Origin of the sequence: Atlantibacter subterraneus (assembly GCF_007570865.1) — a bacterium.
Taxonomy (GTDB): Bacteria; Pseudomonadota; Gammaproteobacteria; order Enterobacterales; family Enterobacteriaceae; genus Atlantibacter; species Atlantibacter subterraneus.
Genome location: NZ_VLPS01000001.1, coordinates 924,670 through 945,666 on the forward strand (window position 1 = coordinate 924,670; position 20,997 = coordinate 945,666).

Below are 20,997 nucleotides of genomic sequence, written 5' to 3' on the forward strand. Positions count from 1 at the left end.
TTTTTTTTGATTTACAAAGCACGTTGTTATTAAATGTTGTTGAGTTGAATGGACTAGAATAACAAGGATGAAGGATGTATGAGTTGTGCCATCTATCTTAATATCACAGGGCAACGACAGGGATTAATTTCCGCAGGTTGCAGTACTTCCGCCTCAGTAGGTAATTACTGGCGAGCCGGGCATGAAGGCGAAATCTTAGCATTTTCGCTAGCAAATAAAATCACTAGTACAGGAAAAGGCTGCAATCTTCAGACGCTCAGTTTTTGCAAACTTGTCGATAAGAGCACGCCTTTACTATGCAACGCCATTAATAACAACGAGTTGCTTTTTATGCAGTTTTATTTTTACAGAATAGATAAGGCTGGAAGATGGGAAAAATATTATTTTATTGAGCTTCGCAATGCTTCGGTTGTTAAGTTATTCCACAATTTTAATTTTAATGACTTGCATAGTGAATCTGTTAGTGTTCAGTACGATTATATTCTCTGTAAAAATATTGTTGCTAATACAGAATTTAGTTACCTGGCTCTACCCGTTGACTATAATAATTTGTTTGTACCTTCACCGGCAAACAAAAATCGCACCCTTAATAGCAAAGGCGTTGGAAGGTTGCTTGCTGCTGGCGGTATTTACAATGGCAATATTGAAGGGTATAGGAAAACTGCTAAACAACTGGGGGGTGATGCGCCTGCTGGTTATGATCAGGTGATGAATGATCAGGTTAAGGGGGGTATTATTGCTGGCGTGTCGCTGGTTTCTGCGCTGGGGGTTAGTCGAGCAGAAATGGTTAGCCATCTTTCCCAATTAAATAAACTTCATGTACTTGGAAAGGTGGAGGGAGAATATTCAGCAATCAATCCTGGGCCTTTGAACGAATGGCTTGCGGAAACCTTTTCAGGTGGAGTTTATAAGGAGATAAGATTAACAGATGATACCGTTTTTTTTAGAGGTGGGACGCATTCGGTGCAACTTGGCAGATTTTTTAGTTATGAAACGCCGCAAGGAATAATTCAGACTCGGATGGATAAAGCTCTCCTACCCGTATGGCCTGACGGAAAGCAATCTCCTCTGGATAGCTACCATGTTATAAGCATTCCAGAAGGTACCAAAATCTATGTTGGTCAGGTGAGTTATCAAACGGATCTGTATGCGGGGGGAACAGAACAAGTCGTTATCCCGGCCCCATGGGATATTCCGGGAGTAAAAATCTTACATTCAGGAGCTATAAAGTGAAAGACGAAATTCAGGCATTGCTGATGCGTATCAGCACACTTTTACTGGCTAATAATGAAAGCGTTTGGGGGCTATTATTCCTGGATTTTAGTGAAAGGCTTAAAGAAAATTACGAATATACTCTTCATGAAATTAAAAACCAGTTTGGAGGCGCTGGCTCCTTTAGCGATCTTATTTTAATGGAGAAGGGGAAGATGCTTAGTGACGAAAACAACCAATTAAGTAAGATGCAGGATGAGTTATATCGGCTGTTAAAAAAAGAAATCGCATATCTCTCAAGCATTAACAGGTGACTTTACGCACTTCTCAATGATCAGAAAAAATAGACGCCTCGGCCTCAAACCGTCCCGGGTCGGGAATAAAACTCCCGATGTGAATTAAGCACCTCCAGCATCGCATCGCGTAACGGGTCGCTTGCCGAACGCAGCCAGACGGCGGCCAGCGGCAAGCCCTGGCGTGTTGAGCGGGCGTCAACGTTCAGCGGCACAAACGACACGTCCGGCAGAGAAATCCGGCTGCTCCACTGCGGGACAATCGCCAGCCCTAATTCCGCCGACACCAGGTTGATGATGGTCTGCTTCTCATCGGCCACCTGCGAAATATGCACCGTTAACCCGGCATCGTGGAACAGATTCATGGTGAGATCGTAACTGTGCGGGCGCGAGCGGCGCTCGGGGACGATCATCGGCTGGTTGGCTAAATCCTCAATCATCAGCGACTGGCGCAGCGCAAATGGGTGCCGCGACGGCACCGCCACCACAATATCCTCATACAGTAAAAACTGCTGGGCAAACTCCTCGTCCAGCCGCGCGGGCGGCCTGATAAAAATCAGATCCAGCCGTCCGCTTTTCAGTTTCGGCAGCAGATGAACCGTTTTGTCTTCCATCAGCTGCACTTCGGCATCGGGATGCGCTTTGCGAAACGCGTGCAGCAGCGGCGGCAGCAGGCCGGTGGCGGCGCTGTCGATGGTGCCGATGCGCAGCAGCGCGGCTCTGTACCGGGCGCGATGGCGAAACTGCATGGCGATGGCGTCGGCCTGGGCCAGCAGCTTTCTGGCGTCATCGCGCAGCTGCGTGCCGTCCGGCGTCAGGGCCACTTTGCGGGTCGAGCGGGTAAACAGCCGGGTGCCAAGCGATTCCTCCAGTAAACGGATATGGCGACCCAGCGCCGAGGGCAGCATATCCAGACGCTGTGCCGCCTGCCCGAAGTGCAGCGTTTCCGCTACCACCAAAAAGCACCGAAGTTGATGCAGCTCCATGTTGATCCCCGCAGCGATTATTGCATTTTTTTGTATAAACCCATGTGAATGATACATCAACAAAAGTTTGCATAATCGTTAACAGCAGTCACGAACTGCGTACCCTACATAACGAAAGAGGATCACCTCACATGACCTGCAAACTCGAACAACGGGTCTTGCGCAAAATCACCTGGCGCATCGTACCCTTCATCATGCTGCTCTATTTCATTGCCTTCCTCGACCGCGTCAATATCGGTTTCGCGGCGCTGACCATGAACGACGATCTCGGCTTTTCCCCCACGGTATTTGGCCTCGGGGCAGGGATTTTCTTCCTCGGCTATTTTCTGTTTGAAGTCCCGTCCAACCTGATCCTGCATAAAGTCGGGGCGCGTATCTGGATTGCCAGGGTGATGATCACCTGGGGGCTGGTCTCCGGCGCGATGGCGTTTGTACAGGGCACCACCAGCTTCTACACCCTGCGTTTCCTGCTCGGCGTGGCGGAAGCGGGCTTTTTCCCCGGCATTATTCTCTATCTCAGCTACTGGTTCCCGGCCCAGCGCCGCGCCCAGGTGACGGCGATTTTTATGGCTGCCGCGCCGATTTCTACTGCCCTGGGTTCGCCGATCTCCGCCGCACTGCTGGAGATGAACGGCCTGATGGGCTTCCGGGGATGGCAGTGGATGTTTGTGCTGGAAGCCCTGCCCGCCGTGGTGTTTGGCGTGGTGGTGCTGTTCTGGCTGACCGATAAACCAGAAAAAGCTAAATGGCTGGATGACGAAGAGCGCAACTGGCTGATGGCGACCCTCGCCGCCGAACAGTCCCGCAAGCAGGCCACTGCCCAGCACAGTGTGCTGAAAGGGCTGCTCGATCCGCGTGTGCTGGCCCTGGCATTGGTCTACTTCGGCACCTCCGCCGGGCTGTATACCCTCGGCATCTGGTCGCCGCAGATCATCAAAACCCTGGGGATTTCCTCGATGACTGTCGGCCTGCTGAACGCCGTTCCTGCCGTGATTGCGGTCATGGCGATGGTGGTCTGGGCGCGTCATTCTGACCGCACCAATGAACGCCCGTGGCATGTGATCGGTGCCTGCCTGCTGGCGGCCTGCGGTCTGCTGTTTGCCGGAAGCGCTACCACGGTGGTCACCGTGATCCTGGCGCTGACCATCGTCAACTGCGGCATTAGCGCCTCCAAACCGCCGCTGTGGAGTATGCCGACGCTGTTTCTCTCCGGCCCGGCGGCGGCGGCGGGCATCGCCACCATTAACTCCATCGGCAATCTGGGCGGCTTTGTCGGTCCATTCATGATTGGCGTCATCAAAGAACACAGCGGCAGTTACACCTGGGGTTTGTGGTTTGTCGCCGGTCTGCTGGTGCTCTCTTCGCTCACGGTATTACTGCTCTCATCCATGAACAAAAAGGCTGCGGCCGCCGCGTCGGCGACGCACGTTTAACAACGCATTCCAAAGGAACTCAATATGAAAAATTACTCAATCGCCGCTATTCCCGCTGACGGTATCGGCCCGGAAGTGATCTCCGCCGGGATCGATGTGCTAAAAGCGCTGGAAAAACGCCTCGGCACGCTGCGTTTCTCCTTCCAGACCTTTGAGTGGGGCTCGGATTATTACAAAGCCCACGGGGTGATGATGCCGGAAGACGGCCTGGCACAGCTTAAGGCGTTTGACGCCATCTACTTCGGCGCGGTGGGCGCACCGGACGTGCCGGACCATATTACCCTCTGGGGGCTGCGTCTGCCGATCTGCCAGGGATTCGATCAGTATGCCAACGTGCGTCCAACCCGCATCCTGCCGGGGATTGAGTCGCCGTTGCGCCACGCCGGGCCGGGCGCGCTGGACTGGGTGATCGTGCGGGAAAACTCGGAAGGGGAATATTCCGGCAACGGCGGACGCGCCCACCGGGGATTGCCGGAAGAAGTCGGCACCGAAGTGGCGATTTTCACCCGCGTCGGCGTAACGCGCATTATGCGCTACGCCTTCCGTCTGGCGCAGTCGCGCCCGCGCAAATTGCTGACCGTGGTGACCAAATCCAACGCTCAGCGCCACGGCATGGTGATGTGGGATGAAATCGCGGCGGAAGTGGCGGCGGAATTTCCGGACGTCAGCTGGGACAAAATGCTGGTGGACGCCATGACGGTGCGCATGACGCTGCATCCGCAGTCTCTCGATACCATCGTCGCCACCAACCTGCACGCCGATATCCTGTCGGATCTGGCGGGGGCGCTGGCAGGCAGCCTGGGCGTTGCGCCGACCGCCAATATCGACCCGGAACGCCGTTTCCCGTCGATGTTCGAACCGATCCACGGCTCGGCGTTTGACATCACCGGCAAGGGCATCGCTAACCCGGTAGCCAGCTTCTGGACCGCGGCGCAGATGCTGGAACACCTCGGCGAAGCCGACGCAGCGGCGCTGCTGCTGAGCGCGGTAGATCAGGTCTGTGCGGCGGGCATTAAGACGCCGGACGTCGGCGGCAGCGCTAACACCCGTCAGGTGACCGACGCGGTAATCCACGCCATTCTGGAAAGTTAACGGAGGGGCTATGGCAATCTCTCAGGATGCACAATACCGTGGCGAACTGCGGGAGATTTTCCAGGCGGCGATCCAGCGGGCCGACCCGAGCGACGCGCTGCGTCAGGCGCTGCCGGAAAAGCCTGGCGGACGCTGTGTGGTGGTCGGCGCGGGCAAGGCCAGCGCCGCCATGGCGGCGGTGCTGGAATCCGCCTGGCCGGACGTGGCGCTGAGCGGCGTGGTAGTGACGCGTTACGGCCATGCGGTGGCGTGCCAGCGTATCCGGATTATTGAAGCGGCCCATCCGGTATCGGACTGCATGAGCGAAATGGCGTCGATGCTGGCGCTGGAAAGCGTAAAGGACCTGGGACCGGACGACTGCGTGATTGCGCTGATGTCCGGCGGCGGATCGGCGCTGCTGGCGCTGCCCCGGTCTGGCATAACCCTGGCGGATAAGCAGGCGCTCACCAAATCGCTGTTGCGCAGCGGGGCGACCATCCACGAAATCAACGTGGTGCGCAAGCAGCTGTCGGATATCAAGGGCGGGCGGCTGGCGAAAGCGGCGTATCCGGCGCGGGTAGTGACGCTGGCGATCAGCGATGTGCCGGGGGATGACCCCGGCGATATCGCCTCTGGCCCGACGGTCGCGGATAACAGTTCGGCGGCGCAGGCGCAGGCGATTCTGGCGCGCTATCAGATCCCGGTGCCGGAGGCGGTGCGGCAGGTACTGGACCAGCCGCGCGAGCCGGTGCGGGAAAGTGATATCCGCAGCGAGGTGCGAACGATCGCCACGCCGCACTCGGCACTACAGGCGGCGGCGCAGATGGCTGAAAAGCTCGGCTATACGCCGCTGATCCTCGGCGATGCGCTGGAGGGCGAAAGCGCCCAGATGGGCATCATGATGGCCGGGATCGCCCGTTCGGTGAAGCGCCACGGCTTACCGGTGAAGCCGCCTGCGATCCTGCTGAGCGGCGGAGAAACCACCGTGACGCTGGGCAGCAGCGAGGGCGGGCGCGGCGGGCGCAATTGCGAGTTTTTGCTCAGCCTGGCGGTGGCGCTCAAAGGCGAGGCGGGGATTTGGGCCATCGCCGGGGACAGCGACGGTATTGACGGCACTGAGGACGCCGCCGGTGCGATTATCGGGCCAGATACCCTGACGCGCGGGCCGGATGCCAGCGCATTCCTCGACGCCCATGACAGCTACAGCTACTTTGCCGCGCAGCAGGCGTTGGTGATCACCGGCCCGACGCTGACCAACGTTAACGATATCCGCGCGATCCTGATTGCGCCAGAAGATCCCTGAAATCGCACAAACCGAAACAGGAAATGGTTATTAAAGGCTATAACTGTAGGGTATTTTTACAGGAACCCGGTTATGGCCTTTATTGATGATTACTTTGCGCGCATCGGCTTTCGCGGTGAGGCGCGCGCGGATTACGCGACGTTAAAACAGCTGCATTTACTGCACACCTGCCATATCCCCTTCGAAAATCTTGACGTGTTGCTGGAACGGCCCATTTTGCTGGATGACGCGCATCTCGCTGACAAACTGCTTAGCGCCCGACGCGGCGGCTACTGCTACGAGCAGAACGGCGTCTTTACCCGCGCGCTGCGCGAGCTGGGATTCGCGGTGCAGGATCTGGGGGCGCGGGTGGTGCTGGCTAATCCACCGGAGATGCCGCCGCGCACCCATCGGCTGTCGCTGATCACCCTTGATGATGCCCAGTGGCTGGCAGACGTGGGCTTCGGCGGCCAGACGCTATCGACGCCGATTGCGTTTACCCCGGATGCGGTGCAAAACACGCCGCACGGCAGCTACCGGCTGATCCGGAACGACGACGATTACTCTCTGGAGACGCGCAACGACGAAGGCTGGCAGGCGCTGTACCGCTTCGACCTGGCACACCAGTATCCGGCGGATTATCTGATGGCGAACCATTTTGTCTCCCGCTGGCCGGACTCGCATTTCCGGCATCATTTGCTGCTGGCGTTGATGCGCCCCGACGGCGGCAAAATCACGCTGCTTAACCGGCGCGTCACCCGGCGTGTGCCCGGCCATCCTGCCGCTACGGAAGAATTACCCAATGCCGATGCGCTGTATGATTGCCTGGTGGAGGAGTGCGGGCTTGCCTTATCGCACCCAGTGCATGGGGTGAGCCGTGAGGCGCTGCGGGCGGTGATGGCGCGGCTGGAACAGTCGTAAATTCATTTGCGATAAGTATGAATATGTCCATTCCATATGGTTCTTTGATTAAAGGGTGTTAGCATATCGCCCTTAAGTTGTACTGATTTAATGAGGTTGTATGAAGATTAAGCTCATCGCGGTGGATATGGATGGCACCTTTCTCAACGAGAAAAAGGATTACGATCGGGAAAGGTTTCAACGGCAGTACCACGCGCTGAAGGAGAAGGGCATCAAGTTTGTGGTCGCCAGCGGCAACCAGTACTACCAGCTTATTTCATTCTTCCCTGAGATTTGTCACGACATCTCGTTCGTTGCGGAAAACGGCGCGCTGGTTTATGACCAGGGGCAGCGCGTTCATCACGGTGAGCTGACCACCGCTCAGTTCCACAAAGTGGTGGATGAACTCGGCGAATTCGACGGCATTAACTTCGTGGTCTGCGGGCTGGAAAGCGCTTATTACCGCACCGGCGCGCCGCAGGCGTTTATCGATTTGATGTCGAAACACTATCACCGCCTGAAGCCGGTGGACGATCTGTACGCCATTGACGATGTGATCTTTAAATTCTCACTGAATTTGCATGATGACGCGATCCCGGCGCTGGTGGACAGCCTGCACCATTCGCTGGACGGTATCGTTAAGCCCGTAACCAGCGGTTTCGGTTTTGTGGATTTGATCATTCCCGGGTCACACAAGGCCAGCGGCTTACAGCGCCTGATGGCGCGCTGGGATATCAACCCCAGCGAATGCGTGGCGGTGGGCGACAGCGGCAACGATATTGAAATGCTGCAACTGGCGGGGTACTCCTTCGCCATGGACAATGCCGCGCCGGAAGTGAAAAAGATCGCCAAATACGCCACCGGATCGCTGAATCACAGCGGCGCGCTGGAGGTGATTGACGCGGTGCTGGAACAGCGGCTACCCGCCTGATTACTCGCAGTGCGCGTGGTGGTAGAGGAGAGTATTGCGCGAAGCAATGTACTCCTCTACCGCCAGCCAGCCGCAGGTTTGCTTATAAAACTCCAGCAGCTGAATCAGCATCTTTTGCCGGAGCTTACCGATAAACAGCTCATTGCCCTGTTGCGCCAGGTTCTGCTCAATAAGGCTGATGGCCGCCAGAAAGGTCTGTTTTAAATCCCGGTAATATTTGCGCTGGCAGGCGGGCACATCCTGTTCACTGAGGGTGGCGAAAAGCGCCGAATACGCCGCCGTGGAATGGGTTTCGCCGTTTTGGTGATATAACGCTAAAAAACAGTGCTGCAACGCTTGCTCTATATATTGTGAGGTAGACATAATCCGACCCGGTTAACGGCTATTTCGTATAGCAAAAGGTGTTGTACAGACCAATCAAATTATTCACTTTGAATTTTTCATAAATGCTTCGCCGATGGCAACTGACTGTTTTCTGAGATAAATTCAGGTAGCGTGAAATCTCTTTGTTATTTTTCCCCGAGACAATATACGGCAGCACCACTTCTTCTTTACGGGTCAGGTTCGAGGCCTTTTCGATGCGGTACCAGGCGGTATTTTTAACGATGGTTTTATGCTGTGTGCAACCGTGCAGCTCCCGGAGTATCCGCTCCAGTTTTCTCAGGGAGTCGGTACAGTTCAACGCATAATCAGCAACGGTATTGATCAGAATATTTTCAATAGTATTTGAAAAGCGGGCTTCGCGGGTCATCAATATCAGCGTCAGTTCAGGATCAACAGACTTTATTTCCATTAATGCGATTAATAATGAGATGTCCTGCTGCTCATAATCAACAATAATAGCTTTGACCTGCGCATATTTTTGAAAAGAGGCTTTGCCTATTTGCGTAACGTATTCAACCCGGGAAAATGAAGTGCAATCACAGATGTAACTTTCCTGAAAGCTTTCAAATCCGTTTTTAAATAATCCACAGTTCGTTACAACGATAATCATACCCACATCCTTCAAGGGAAACTTACCAGGAATATTCCATCCTGGACCAGCAATTTGCAATTCAGAAAATATTCTATGAGTATAGGATTAATCTTATCCAAATAGCGACATAACGTGCGGTTGATTTTTTTATTGGTAACTAAATGCGTACAAAAACAAGAAATTGTAATTACTAATAAGAATTTTCCTTGTGGAGGGTCTTTGGTCTTAACAAGGTAATTCAGGAAATTTGTTATTGTTATTAAAAGCAAAGCGCGCCGATAAGAAATTGTAAACGCTTTGCTGGTTTTTTTATTCTCACAAAAGGAGCTTGATCATGAGAAAGTATTTCCAGTTAACACCTGTCGCACAAAGTATGGCCATTATTTTTACCGGTAGCATGGTTATGGCCAGTTCCAGCTATGCCAGCGAGTGCGTATCTACCAGCGGAAATGGAGTATGCGGGCTGGTTGAAAATGATATGACGCTCTACGGCAACTATACGCCTGCCAAAGCCTGGTATTTTACAGTCCCTTCGCAAAACGCCATTATTGACGGCAATGCCAAAGCGCAAAACCTGTATACCGCCGCTGGCGGCGCTTCCCGTGGCGATAACGATCTACAAAGCTTACTGGTTGATGGGGCCAAACTGGATGGCTTTTATATCAACGCCAGTAAGGGCGGTTCGGTCAATATTACCCTGGTCAATGATGCTTCGGTGGACTGGCTGGAAGCGGGAGGCTCTACCACCCACAGCCATATTATCGTTGATCATTCGACACTGAACGGTGCCGACCCAACAAAAGATTACGACCGAAATACCCGAGGAAAAGCCTACGCCAAAGGTTACGCCATTTATCTGGATAGTGCAGATAAAGGCAATCAGGAAATTGAAATCACCAATAATAGCCAACTCAACGGCGGTATTTTTACCGGCGGCGCAGGCAGCCATAATATTGAACTGACCGACAGTGAGATTAATCAAGGCGGGATCCTGATTTATAATGGCCTGGGTGATAATACAGTAGCGCTGAAAAACAGCGTTATTGATAGCCGCAACGCGGCAAACGCCACCAAAACCGCCATTAATCTGTCAGGGCTCACTTCTTCAGCGAATACCAATACCGTTCAGGTAGAACAAAGCGACCTGTTCGGCACGTTAGCCGTCAGCGGCTCCGGCGGCACCACACGGGTCTCGCTGGATGGCAGCAGCGCGACAGCCACTACTGACACCAATAAAAATGCGCTCTCTTTAATTAATGCCAAACAAACGTTTTTAAACGTTAACGATTCTACGGTGACCGGAAATAGCGATCTCGCCGGTGCCGATCTTATTAGCAGTACTTTTACTTCCAGCCAACTCTCAGGGAATTTAACGCTCCGCAATGCTAAAGATATCCAGGTCGCGTTGGCCGATAGCGTGGTGGACGGGAATATTAACGCCAGCGGCGGAAAAGGCGATCTGGCGCTGCATATTACCGATAACAGCCTGGTGACCGGCGACGTAATCCTCAACAACGGCACGCTACAGAACGCGGCCATCTGGCTGGATAACGCGCAAGTGCAGGGCAACCTCTACGGCAACGGCAGCAGCGTGCTAAACCTCGGCGCTTCTATTCAGCAGTTTAACGGCGGAAAATTCAGCGGCTTTAACGCCTTGAACCTGAACGGCAACCTGGTGATGGAGGGCGGTTTCAGCGATGCCAACGTTGGCCAGCAGCTGACGGTGAGCGGAGGCAGCGTGGTTGCGCCGGTGAATCTCACCCAGGGCAATCTCGCGTTCAGCGCCAGTAAGCTGATTGCCGACACGCTGACGCTTGGCGACGCCTCGTCGCTGACCCTGAATAACAGCGTACTGGAAACCCACTCGGCGCAGTTGTTTACCCAGTCGGCCTCGGCAGAAACCGCCTCTGCGGATAGCCTGACGCTCTCCGGCTCGCGTATCGCCTTTAACGACAGCGTACTGGCATTAAACGACAGCGCTTATCGCCTTGATTACGTTAAATCGGTGCACGATCTGCTGGCGGGCCAGAACGGCTATTCGCTGGTGATGATGGGGACGCTGATGGACGGCGACCAGGCCACCGGCACCACCACGCTGAATGACGCGGCGATGACCGGCGCAGTGCTGGCCAACGTGGCGGTCACGGCGGATAAAAACCGTATTCAGGTTGGAGGTACCCCTTCTGATGCTGATTCTCAACACGTGGCGAACGGTTTTGGCGCGGCACAGTTGCAGCTCAACGGTGTCGGTAATCCTGCGGTAGTCATTGAAGGCAACCAGGCGTTGACCTTGACCGGCGCGCTTGGCGGCCCGTTGATTACCTCGTCTGGCGTTGCGGCCAGTAATGTAACCGTAAACGTGAATCAGGGGATGCTGAATCTGGGATCGATGGCAACCGGGGCCACTGAATCTACTCTGGATGGCGTTATCAACGTCGAAAGCGCAGGGGTAATGAACGTTGCCGCAGGCCATCACACCGTGACGGGCACCGGCGTGATTAGCCGTGGTGAGCTGAACGTTAATCAAAACGCCACGCTAACGGCGGACGTGGCGATTCAGGATCAAGGACAGATGGCGGTGGCCGGGACAGTCAACGCCGGTTCGTTAACCGCCGGTAGCGACGCGCGTATCACCGTCGGTGACGCCAGCGCCGCCGGGGTGCTAACCGCTGACAGCGTAGATTTGCAGGGGGCCGCGCTGTTTATCGACCCGGCCTGGCAGGATGGCGCGACGCTGAGCGACGCTTCCCGCGTAGCGCTGGGCGGTAATCAGGTTAATGGTCGCCTGACCGCAGGCCAGAACTCGCTACTGATGCTGGGCGGCAGCGATGTCGATAGCGTAAATCGTGATTTCGCTGCCAGCAGTCTGGTCTGGGGGCAGGACGCGACCGCAGCGTTGGCGGTGCTGGCCCCGCAAACGCTGGTGGCCGGGCAGGGCGGATTGCGTATCGACGGCAGCCTCACCGCAGACGTTCCGGCGGCGCAGCGCGATGCCACGGCTAACGCCGCCATCTTCGGTGAGCAGTCGCTGTTGATGGTGAACAGCGCGTCGACCACCAACGGTAACGTGGCGCTAACCGCCAGCAGCGGTACGCTGAGCGTGGCGGACAGCGCGAAGCTGTATATTGCCGATGCCCAGGCGAACCGCACCTATGCCATCGCCGACGGCTTTACCAGCCTGGATTTCGCGGGCAACGGCTGGCGCGACGCTAACCTGATCGCCAACAAACTGTTACAGGCGACGCTCAGCCCGACGGAGGACGGCGTGAACGTCACCACCACCGCTAAACGCGCCAGCGAGGTGTTGCCGGGCGTTATGGTCAGCAATGCGCTGGATCGGATGATGAACGACAACGCCAACGCGGTGAACAGCCCGGATGCCGGCGTGCGTATGCTCTCCCGCGCGATTGAAGCGCCGAGCGCCAGCGTCAGCGACGTGGTGAAAACGTTGAACAGCGCCGCGCAACTGGCGGTGGCGGGTGGGGTACAAAGCAGCAGCCTGGCGGTGAATAAAGCCGTGAACAATGCTATTTACGATCGCAACGCCGCGCCGGATCTGGATACCGCCCAGGATGCGGGCGTATGGGTTCAGGCTCTGTACGGTAATCAGCAGAGCGACGATTTTAGCGCCGGGAACACCCGTTATGGTTACGACACCGATTTCTGGGGCGTGATCGTCGGGGTGGATAAAGACTATGCCCTGGCAAACGGCAACCTGCGCACCGGCGTGGCGGTCAATACCGGAAAAGGCAAAACCGACTCTGACGGCGATTTCAACGCCACTCGCGATGATTTCAACTTTACCGGCGTCTCGCTGTATCAAAACTGGCGCAACGAGGCATTTAACCTGACGGCGGACGTGGGATACAGCGCAGGCAGCCACGATCTGTCCCAGCATTTACCCGGCTGGGCGGGGATGGGCGGCAAGTTGAAAGCCGATAACGTGGATACTTCGGTACTGACCGTCGGCCTGAACGGCGAGTATGTGATTGACGCCTCGGTGTTGAATATCATCCCGCATGTGGGCGCGCGTTATAACCAGCTCACCACGGACGGCTTCACCACCCGTGCATCAGGCGGTGAAGGCGTGTTTAAAACCGATAAAACCCGTCAGGATATCTGGCAGTTCCCGGTTGGGGTGCGGCTGAATAAAACCTGGGCGATGGATTCCGGTTGGGCGCTGAGCACCGATGCGGATATGTCGGTGGTGTTTACCTCGGGAGATACCGATGTAACCAGCAAAGTCCGGGCGACGGGGATCCCGGCTTCAGACCGCATCTCGGCTGAAGTCATGGATAAAACCGCGTTCGAAGGCAAGCTGGGCGTGAAAATGCAAAAGGGCAATATGACCTGGGGCGTAGGCTATAGCCTGGATGCCTCCAGCCATAACACCGGCCAGCAGGTCGGGATTTCTTACCGCTACACTTTCTGATCCCTTAACCCTGACCGCCTGCCTGTGCAGGCGGTCATTTTTTATTCTTCTGTCACGCTGTCACGCTGTCACGTTTCCTGCTGATTAAAAAATAAAATCTCTCCACTTTTCAAGGCACTGCGGCGAAGCGGCCAAAATGGCGTTGTCGGCTGCGCAAAAACAATAATACTGTATATAAACACAGTGATGTTGGGTCTAACTAAAAATGAACAGATTAATTCCCTTAAGCGAAGCGACTCGCCCCGAATATTTACCGCTCTTTCTGGAGTACGTGCCGTGCGGCTTTCCCTCTCCGGCGCAGGATTACGTAGAAACCCGTATTGATATTGCGGCGTTATGCATTCAGCACCCCAGCGCGACCTATTTTCTTAAGGCCTCGGGGGATTCGATGACGGGAGAGGGCATCTCCGATGGGGATTTACTGGTGGTGGACAGCGCGTTAACCCCGCAGCATGGCGATGTGGTTGTCGCCGCCGTGGATGGCGATTTTACCGTGAAGCTGCTGCGCCTGCGCCCGGTGCCGCAACTGGTGCCGACCAATCCGGCTTATCGACCAATCACCTTTACCGATGATTCGCAGTTGCAGATCTTCGGCGTGGTGAGCTGGGTATTAAAGAAAAAGCGCAGCTGAATAAAAAACGCGCTGTCGGTACAGCGCGTTTTTTATTGCCGGAAGGTTTTAATAATGCAGCACGCTCGGTTCGTCGAAAATATCCTGACTCGGGTGGCCGCAGGTCTGCTGGATGAAAAAGCGCAGCACGTTGCGGGCCTCCGGGGCATCGCGAACTTCACTGAGCATGGCATCCAGATCGCGGCCTTCGCTGCGCAGCACGTCAGCGCGGAACTGCATCAGCGCCGACGAAATGCCCGGCGTAAATTCCGGATGGAACTGGGTGGATACCGCATTCGGCCCGTAGCGCACAATCTGATGCGGATCGTGGCTGGAGTACGCCAGCGCAGAAGCGCCCGGCGGCAGTTCCACCACGGTCTGCATGTGAGTTAAGTGCGCGGTAAAAGTCTGCGGAAAGGTGTTGAGCAGCGGGTCTTGTTGGGCTTCCGGCGTCAGGGTGATTTGCTGGTTACCCGCTTCACGCCCCTGGGGATGGTAATCCACGCGCCCGCCGAGGGCATAGGCCATAAGCTGGTGGCCGTAGCAGACGCCGAACAGCGGCATATGGATGCGCATCGCTTCGCGGATCCACTCCGCCATGGCTTCACTCCACGGCAGGCGCTCCGTCACCATCGCCCACGAGCCGGTAATAATCGCCATCCGGCGCGGATCGGGTTGCGGCAGCGGCTCGCCCTCAAACACGCGTACCACTTCAACGGCACCCACGGGCACCTGCAACGCATGGCAAAACCACACCGGCACATCATCATGAACTGCGAGCATCTCCTCCGGCGGCGTACCCACCTGAAGGATGATGATTGGACTGACTTGCATCAATAAAGACTCCGCCTGAGAAACAGTAATACGTAACGCCTGAGTTTACTTTGCGCTCTTTAGTACAAAAAATCATCAGAAATATCCGCAAGATAAATATTTTTATTTCTGATGTCTTGAGCCTTACGCAGAATCAGCGATACTGTATAAATATACAGTTACTTAATATATTCATCATGCAATTGATTGATTACACACACAGCGACCACGCGCAGAATCTCCTGCTCGCTGCGGCACAAGACGATTTAAGCGCCGACGACCATGTTTGCGCTGGTTGACGTCAACAGCTTTTACGCCTCCTGCGAGGCTGTTTTCCGCCCTGATTTATGGGCGCGACCGGTGGTGGTGCTGAGTAATAACGATGGCTGCGTTATTGCGCGCAACGTTCAGGCAAAGGCGATAGGGGTTTCGATGGCCGCGCCGTACTTTAAGCAGAGAGCGCTGTTTGAGCGACATAACGTGGCGGTATTCAGCTCTAACTATGCCCTGTACGCCGATATGAGCCATCGGGTAATGAGTATTCTGGAGGAGATGGCACCCGCCACGGAAATTTACTCCATTGATGAAGCCTTTCTGGATGTGCGAGGCATCGCCAGCTATCAGTCGCTGGAGTCGTTTGGCCATCAGGTCCAGCAGCGGATCCGCCAGGAGGCGCATCTCCAGGTGGGCGTGGGAATAGGGCGCACCAAGACGCTGGCGAAACTGGCGAATTACGCCGCCAAGCGCTGGAAAAGCACTGGCGGCGTGCTGGATATTTCCAGTCCTGAACGTCAGCACAACGCGCTGGCGTATATTCCCGTTGAAGAGGTCTGGGGCGTGGGGCGGCGCTTAAGCAAGCAGCTACGCGCCATGGACATCAATACTGCCCGGGATTTAGCCGAATGCCCCGCCTGGCTTATCCGCAAGCATTTCAGCGTGGTGCTGGAGCGCACCGTGCGGGAGCTGCGCGGTGAATCCTGTCTCGCCATGGAGGAGTTTGTTCCGGCGAAACAGCAGATTATTTGCAGCCGCTCGTTTGGCTACCGGGTGACGGAGTATGAAGACATGCGCCAGGCGGTCTGTTCATACGCAGAGCGCGCGGCGCAAAAGCTGCGCGAAGAGCACCAGTTTTGCCGCCAGGTTTCAGTATTTATCCGCACCAGCCCGCACGCTATTGATGAAGAGTATTACGCCAACCAGGGGCTCAGCGTGCTGCCAACCCCGACTAACGATACCCGCGACATCATCAAAATGGCGGTGACTGCGCTGGACCGTATCTGGCGCAGCAACTGCCGGTATCTGAAAGCAGGCGTGATGCTGAGTGATTTTTACAGTCTCGGCGTGGCACAGTTAAACTTGTTTGATGAGTATACCCCGTGGGCGAACAGCGCGGCGCTGATGTCGGTGATTGATGAGGTGCATAAGCAGGGTAAAGGAAAACTGTGGTTTGCCGGGCAGGGGATCCAGAAAAGCTGGGCGATGAAGCGCGAAATGCTGTCACCGGCGTACACGACGAGGTTATCGGAGTTACGGGTAGTCGGAGAGTAGCCAGTTATGAGTTAACTGCGGAAGGTTTAATAATTTAAAAAATTAGTCAATGATATCATATACCCATGCCATATATTATAATAAATGTAGATGTGTCTTGAGTGTTAAAAGCATATATCCATTTAGAACAGGAGTAGACTATGGGTATCATAGGAATAATGAAAAGCTAAAAAGCTTCACAAGTAAGAGCTAATATGAATTTTACTGGTTCAATTTAATTGCATAGTATTTTTGGAAAGCATTCTGTAGCTAATAATATCGTCAATTTTATAATTTTCTTGAAAAAATTCCCTTAATCCAACACCTCCCATTATTCTTGGGGTTTTGGATTTATTTGCTGTTCTATTGATTAACGCTGTTAGTATTACTGTTCCGTCATGATTGACGATCGTAAGGTTGTCACCGTCATGAGAGAATTCATCCGATGAAGAAACAGAAACATTAAAAAAACCTCGTTTCCAATAAGTGGGGGCCATATTGAAGCTATGATCTTTAGATTGAGATGTCACACAATTAACGTCACACTCATTACCATGGAAATGATTATCTAATTCGATGTTTTGATGTTTATCGTCCATTAAATTTTTTGAATTTCCATTCCAGTCTGGATTGATTGTTTTTATGATGCTATCTTCAAGCCCCGCAGCAAGGTTGAGATGAAACTGTCCATAATGCATCAGACCATTATCAGGCAAAACAAGTATATCTACAGCGTTGTTTTTCAACAAGGCTTCACAAATATAGGCGTTGTTTTTTATATTTGTGGATTGAGACTGACCGGGGTTTTTATAATGATACATCCTTTTGTTTAGAAGTCTTGTAGTTTTACCAATATACTTTACTTGTCCATCACAGACAAATGCGTAAAGGTTGTTACAGACATCACAGAATGTCTCCGTCATAGTGTAGTTCAATTGTCCATCCAGAAGTTCCCAGTATCCAATTTTAATAAACCCAATATTTAGCAGTCGATTCATCTCAATTATCCCTAATTAAATTATTTGGTTAATGTCGTTCATCTGTTATTTATTTTCAATTGTTTTTGGCTATTGCAACGCAATAATGTGATCCTCGTCAGTACTGTTGGTTATTCTTCGCTTAAAGTGAGTGGTAATCAATAATAATGCTTGAAACAGAAGCATTGAATATTGCCATATGCTTCGTTCGATTTTGTACCTAATTTGCGCACAATCACAAAACCCGCTCGCTAAGCGGGTTTTGCTTGTCTACGTAGTGGCAACCTGAGTGCTTAGAGCAAAACTGATAATTTCTGTCGCATATCCTTCACCGTTGCTTTTACTTCTTTAAGTTCTTCGCGCAGCGCCTGCGCCTCATCGTTATCCGGAATTAACACAATACAATCCCCGGCGATATGCACTGAAATTCCTCTACCGGTATCGAACCCGGCTTCACGCAACCATTTGCCGGAGAGCGTAATGGTTGGCGTACTGGTATCACCGTGATTAGGCAGATAGCCGACAGTGTAGCGGCGTTGAGTTTTCGCCGTTCTTTCAGATGAGGGATGAGTATGGGTAGGGATAGTAGCCATAAGGGCAGCCTCCAGTATGTAATATTTAAACCACCACTGGAGAGGCTAATCTCACGGGTGGTGGAACCGAACAGGGTTAGCCTTACCGGCCATACTGGATACCGGCGCGTCTCGCGACGCCCCCGTCCGGCCCACCATAGAGGTACAGCCGTACGCACGACACAAAAAAGTGTGTCGCCAGTATGATTTTCAGGAGGCTAATCCTGGCGCCTGATTTTGCAGGTGCGGGGGAAAGATACTGCTATCGCTTATAAGCGGCAAGATGTTTTGCTGTGGATGCCGCAATGTGAAAGGAATCCGGAATACTTCTCGCAAAACAGCATCACAGCGTATACCAGGTCTTGCTAACAGTGCCCTCCGGGCCAACAATGAAGCGCTGAAGTTGGCAATCGACACGTTTCGTAAAGAGGGCAAAGGCAAACTGTGGTTCGTCGGGAAGTAAACCCGGTCGTACCCGCGTAGACTGTGCCGACATTGTGCTTTACACTTCGCGCTGCAAAAATTAAGTAGCTAACAGATTAATCAGGCGGTAATGGCGATGAACGGAAAGATCACAACGTGGTTTAAAGATAAAGGTTTTGGATTTATCAAAGATGAGAACGGCGACAACCGCTATTTTCATGTGATTAAGGTCGCCAACCCGGAACTGATTAAAAAAGACGCCGCGGTGACCTTCGAACCCACCACCAACAATAAGGGCCTGTCAGCCTATGCGGTGAAAGTGGTCCCGGAAAGCAAATACATCTTTATCGCGGGCGAGCGCCTGAAGCTGACGTCGATCAAATCTTATCTGGTTTACAGCGAAGAAGTGCCTGCCGAGACCCGTATCGATAAAGAGAATGCGGTGCTTTCCGTCGGCGCATTAATGAGCAGCATCCGACCTAAATCCACCGCAAAGCCGGGTGAAATGCGCTCGCTGAAAAAGCTGGCTATCACCACCTTCCAGGGCTCGACGCACATCTTTTCTGAAGATGAGATCGATATCGATGCCACAGTGAAAATGCTTAAATTAAAATAATCGGGATTGGATAACGGGCGAGCGTAGAGACGACGATGACAAAACTTACCTTACAAGAGCAGATGCTGAAAGCGGGTTTAGTGACCAGCAAAAAAATGGCTAAAGTCCAGCGCACGGCAAAAAAATCACGCGTTCAGGCGCGCGAAGCCCGCGAGGCCGTTGAAGAGAATAAGAAAGCGCAGCTTGAGCGAGACAAACAGCTCAGCGAACAACAAAAGCAGGCTGCGTTATCGAAAGAATATAAAGCGCAGGTGAAGCAGCTGATTGAAATGAACCGCATCACCGTTGCGAAAGGCAATATTGAGTTTAATTTCACCGACAGTAATTTGATTAAAAAAGTGGTGGTGGATAAGACGACGCAGGCGCAGTTGATCAATGGCCGCCTTGCTATTGCGCGTCTGGCTGTTGATGGCAAGGATACATTTGACTACGCCATTATTCCCGCCAGCGTAGCGGACAAAATCGCGCAGCGCGATGCAGACAGCATCGTACTTAATAGCGGGCTAAGCCAGGAAGAGCAGGATGAGGACGATCCGTATGCTGATTTCAAAGTGCCTGATGATTTGATGTGGTGATAAGGGGCCAGTGCCACATCGAAATATAGGTTGTGGAGTTGAGTGGGTTGAGGCTGGAGATGTCCGCTTTGTGCCAGAAGCGGACCCTAGCTATCAAACTCTCGATGGGTGTATTTAAAATATATGGTAATTGATTATTATTTTTTACCACGTCATAATAAGAATATATTGATAAAAAATTAAGATGGTAAATATGACTGGCGAAACGAATGGATACGTATACATATTGGAGGTTTCTGATATTGACTTACCTGTATGTAAAATTGGAATGACGACCAGAGATCCAACCTCTCGATGTGATGAGATAAATAAAAGCTCAACAGGTGATTTTATTTGGGCAGTTTCTCACTCTATTTTTGTTAGTGATTGTAAAAAACTAGAACGATTAATTCACGATAAGTTAAGTCCATTGCGGCAAAAAAGAAGAGAGTTTTTTAATTTACGCGCAGATGATGCATACAAAGCAGTAATGTCAATTTTCGAGTCTCAGGATGAGATAAAAATAATTATCGAGTCGGAATCAAAATCCTTATCAATAATTAACCCGGACCATAAAGTTAAAAATAATCAGCGATATCTGTCCAGACATGGTTCTGCTGAGTATGCAGAGATATTACAGTCTTTTTGCGAAATTCTGGGTGTGAAAGGAAGGGCTTTTGGCCAGCTCAATAAACCATTTTTTGGCATGAGCGATGGAAATGAAGGCGTTCAATGGAATATTTCTGTGTGTACGCAAAAAAATAACATCCGTATGGGTGTTAATCTTGAAGGTAAAAAATACAAAGATTGGCCTATAGCTAAGCTTATTAAATCAGAGTTGGCAGCCCCTGGGTTGCTAAGTATAATGCAAGAATTAGATTCTAAAGACGAAATTAGCATGGCTTTTTATCGAGATGCCTGGCAGGTGACTTCCAGACCTGAAATTAGAGAGAAATATATAGGCGGCAGGGAATTTAACCTCAATGAGCTGACTCATGGGGAATGGAAGCGTATTTTAAATGAAGCTTTAAATTGCTTAGATAAAGAACGTGATTATAAACGGAGAAATATGCAGGATGTTACGATAGTAAACAAAAATGGTAGTGTTCTTGTCCGTACCATGCCAGTTTCCCCTCATTTAACAATATGGTCCCCATTAATAATTAACGATAATATTGATGGTTCAATCCGAAATAAGTTTAATCAATTGATTCATATTCATCGTTGGATGATGCAGTTAAGTTGAAAAATTAAGCTTGTTATATCCGCTTTTCGCTCGAAGCAAACCCTTTGTGTCAGAAGTGGATTTCAAAAGTGCTTATTTTGGAACTAATTATAAAGACCTATCGTTTATAATGACGTATATTCCTTCGTGGTTCATTGTTCCAT

The 20,997-nt window shown here is 52.4% G+C and carries 19 protein-coding genes; 13 read left to right on the plus strand and 6 right to left on the minus strand.

Features of this window, described 5'->3' with window-relative positions; translation table 11 throughout:
• Positions 1-78: 78 nt before the first annotated feature.
• Both tssD and FND52_RS04485 read left to right on the plus strand, forming a co-directional pair.
• Positions 79-1,233 carry a type VI secretion system tube protein TssD gene (gene tssD / locus FND52_RS04480; RefSeq protein ID WP_144129606.1) on the plus strand — a complete coding sequence of 385 codons (1,155 nt, stop codon included), beginning with the start codon at positions 79-81 and terminating at the stop codon, positions 1,231-1,233.
• Complete coding sequence (locus FND52_RS04485; protein ID WP_144129609.1) at positions 1,230-1,526, plus strand: DUF6966 domain-containing protein; 297 nt, start codon at positions 1,230-1,232, stop codon at positions 1,524-1,526. Before tssD ends, FND52_RS04485 begins: the two co-directional genes overlap by 4 nt.
• A 44-nt stretch (positions 1,527-1,570) precedes the next feature.
• On the opposite strand, the gene FND52_RS04490 is transcribed toward FND52_RS04485, so the two are convergent.
• Positions 1,571-2,491 carry a LysR family transcriptional regulator gene (locus FND52_RS04490; RefSeq protein ID WP_144129610.1) on the minus strand — a complete coding sequence of 307 codons (921 nt, stop codon included), beginning with the start codon at positions 2,489-2,491 and terminating at the stop codon, positions 1,571-1,573.
• Between the two features lie 131 nt (positions 2,492-2,622).
• Here FND52_RS04490 and FND52_RS04495 point away from each other — a divergent pair, with 131 nt between their 5' ends.
• The 5 genes from FND52_RS04495 to FND52_RS04515 all read left to right on the plus strand — a co-directional run bounded on the left by FND52_RS04495 (position 2,623) and on the right by FND52_RS04515 (position 8,108).
• Entirely contained in the window at positions 2,623-3,924 is a 1,302-nt protein-coding gene (locus tag FND52_RS04495; RefSeq protein ID WP_125295215.1) for an MFS transporter, read from the plus strand.
• Positions 3,925-3,948: 24 nt separating this feature from the next.
• Positions 3,949-5,016, plus strand: coding sequence for a tartrate dehydrogenase (locus tag FND52_RS04500; RefSeq protein WP_144129612.1), 1,068 nt, complete (start codon positions 3,949-3,951; stop codon positions 5,014-5,016).
• 10 nt (positions 5,017-5,026) lie between these two features.
• Positions 5,027-6,298 (plus strand): glycerate kinase type-2 family protein, encoded by a 1,272-nt coding sequence (locus FND52_RS04505; RefSeq protein ID WP_144129614.1) that lies wholly within the window; start codon positions 5,027-5,029, stop codon positions 6,296-6,298.
• A 72-nt stretch (positions 6,299-6,370) separates the two neighbouring features.
• Complete coding sequence (locus tag FND52_RS04510; protein ID WP_144129616.1) at positions 6,371-7,198, plus strand: arylamine N-acetyltransferase; 828 nt, start codon at positions 6,371-6,373, stop codon at positions 7,196-7,198.
• Between the two features lie 100 nt (positions 7,199-7,298).
• Positions 7,299-8,108: a Cof-type HAD-IIB family hydrolase gene (locus FND52_RS04515; protein WP_144129618.1), complete on the plus strand. Its 810-nt coding sequence runs from the start codon at positions 7,299-7,301 to the stop codon at positions 8,106-8,108.
• On the opposite strand, the gene FND52_RS04520 is transcribed toward FND52_RS04515, so the two are convergent.
• Complete coding sequence (locus FND52_RS04520) at positions 8,109-8,471, minus strand: hypothetical protein (RefSeq protein WP_144129620.1); 363 nt, start codon at positions 8,469-8,471, stop codon at positions 8,109-8,111.
• A 19-nt stretch (positions 8,472-8,490) separates the two neighbouring features.
• The gene (locus FND52_RS04525) at positions 8,491-9,102 is read right to left on the minus strand and encodes a LuxR C-terminal-related transcriptional regulator (protein WP_125295221.1); all 612 of its coding nucleotides are present in this window, start codon (positions 9,100-9,102) and stop codon (positions 8,491-8,493) included.
• 316 nt (positions 9,103-9,418) lie between these two features.
• On the opposite strand from FND52_RS04525, the gene FND52_RS04530 reads away from it, so the two are divergent.
• Together FND52_RS04530 and umuD are read left to right on the plus strand one after the other, a co-directional pair.
• Positions 9,419-13,516: an autotransporter outer membrane beta-barrel domain-containing protein gene (locus FND52_RS04530; protein ID WP_144129622.1), complete on the plus strand. Its 4,098-nt coding sequence runs from the start codon at positions 9,419-9,421 to the stop codon at positions 13,514-13,516.
• 205 nt (positions 13,517-13,721) lie between these two features.
• On the plus strand, positions 13,722-14,147 hold the full coding sequence (gene umuD / locus FND52_RS04535; RefSeq protein ID WP_144129624.1) for a translesion error-prone DNA polymerase V autoproteolytic subunit: 426 nt from the start codon (positions 13,722-13,724) through the stop codon (positions 14,145-14,147).
• A gap of 48 nt (positions 14,148-14,195) precedes the next feature.
• On the opposite strand, the gene FND52_RS04540 is transcribed toward umuD, so the two are convergent.
• Positions 14,196-14,960, minus strand: a complete 765-nt coding sequence (locus FND52_RS04540) for a glutamine amidotransferase (protein WP_125295224.1) — start codon at positions 14,958-14,960, stop codon at positions 14,196-14,198.
• A gap of 261 nt (positions 14,961-15,221) precedes the next feature.
• Between FND52_RS04540 and umuC the strand changes: the two genes are divergently transcribed.
• Complete coding sequence (gene umuC / locus FND52_RS04545) at positions 15,222-16,487, plus strand: translesion error-prone DNA polymerase V subunit UmuC (protein WP_144129626.1); 1,266 nt, start codon at positions 15,222-15,224, stop codon at positions 16,485-16,487.
• A gap of 209 nt (positions 16,488-16,696) precedes the next feature.
• Here the strand turns inward: umuC and FND52_RS04550 are convergent, their stop codons facing one another.
• Positions 16,697-17,464 (minus strand): GIY-YIG nuclease family protein, encoded by a 768-nt coding sequence (locus FND52_RS04550; RefSeq protein ID WP_144129628.1) that lies wholly within the window; start codon positions 17,462-17,464, stop codon positions 16,697-16,699.
• A gap of 272 nt (positions 17,465-17,736) precedes the next feature.
• A complete protein-coding gene (locus tag FND52_RS04555) occupies positions 17,737-18,036 on the minus strand; it encodes a SymE family type I addiction module toxin (protein ID WP_144129630.1) in 300 nt (99 codons plus the stop codon).
• Between the two features lie 532 nt (positions 18,037-18,568).
• On the opposite strand from FND52_RS04555, the gene FND52_RS04565 reads away from it, so the two are divergent.
• From FND52_RS04565 to FND52_RS04575, 3 genes are all read left to right on the plus strand, one after another.
• Positions 18,569-19,054: a cold-shock protein gene (locus FND52_RS04565; RefSeq protein ID WP_144129632.1), complete on the plus strand. Its 486-nt coding sequence runs from the start codon at positions 18,569-18,571 to the stop codon at positions 19,052-19,054.
• A 35-nt stretch (positions 19,055-19,089) separates the two neighbouring features.
• The gene (locus FND52_RS04570) at positions 19,090-19,629 is read left to right on the plus strand and encodes a DUF2058 domain-containing protein (protein ID WP_144129634.1); all 540 of its coding nucleotides are present in this window, start codon (positions 19,090-19,092) and stop codon (positions 19,627-19,629) included.
• Positions 19,630-19,822: 193 nt separating this feature from the next.
• Positions 19,823-20,854, plus strand: a complete 1,032-nt coding sequence (locus FND52_RS04575; RefSeq protein WP_144129636.1) for a GIY-YIG nuclease family protein — start codon at positions 19,823-19,825, stop codon at positions 20,852-20,854.
• Positions 20,855-20,997: the final 143 nt, after the last annotated feature.